Below are 764 nucleotides of genomic sequence, written 5' to 3'. Positions count from 1 at the left end.
TCTGCTTTTTTAATGCGGCTAATCAACGCCCATTAAGCGAGGCGATTGAGGAGGTCTCCGCGCTGAAACGCGTTAATGTTCTCAATCAGGATGTCGGCCAAGCGTTGAATCGACGAATCACTTCCCCACGCAACATGAGGCGTTAACAGCAAATTCGGTAAGTGAATATTAGCGATCAGAGGGTTGCTCTCATCGGCAGGCTCCTGAGTAAATACATCAAAACCTGCTGCTGCGATCTCACTCTGTTTTAGCGCATCCACCAATGCTTGCTCATCAACCAAACCGCCACGACCGGTGTTGATTAGAATCGCGTTTGGTTTCATTTGCTGTAACTCGACTTTGCCAATCAAATTCTGCGTATGCTCGTTAAGCGGACAGTGCAAAGTCAACGCGTCAGAGTGTTTCAACACTTCCTCAAATGGCACATAACCTGGTCGACATTCTGCTGCTCCTTTACGCTCCGCAAATAAAACGGTCATTCCTAGCGCTTGAGCCAGATTCGCCGTGGCTTGTCCCAATGCACCACTACCGACGACACCTAGTGTAATGCCGCCAACAACCCCGATGGAATGAGTAAAAAAGCAGAACTGCTTATTACGCTGCCATTCACCAGCCGCAATGTCTTGATGGTACCCAAACAAGTTTCGACGCAAAGCAAACAACATCGCGATCACATGCTCAGGCACAGATCGAGTGGCATAACCACGCACGTTCGCGACTGCAATGCCATGTTCAGCACAATAGTTCACATCGACATTGTTAAA

The 764-nt window shown here is 48.6% G+C and carries 1 protein-coding gene; it reads right to left on the bottom strand.

The annotated features are described in order from the left end of the window. Positions 1 to 32: 32 nt before the first annotated feature. The coding region (locus tag R8N47_RS24775; RefSeq protein ID WP_318186048.1) for an NAD(P)-dependent oxidoreductase at positions 33 to 764 on the bottom strand (732 nt) is incomplete at its 5' end.

The organism is Vibrio sp. 2132-1 (assembly GCF_033344315.1).
Note: the sequence above shows the minus strand (reverse complement) of the source record. Positions and strands in the feature narration are given on the sequence as shown.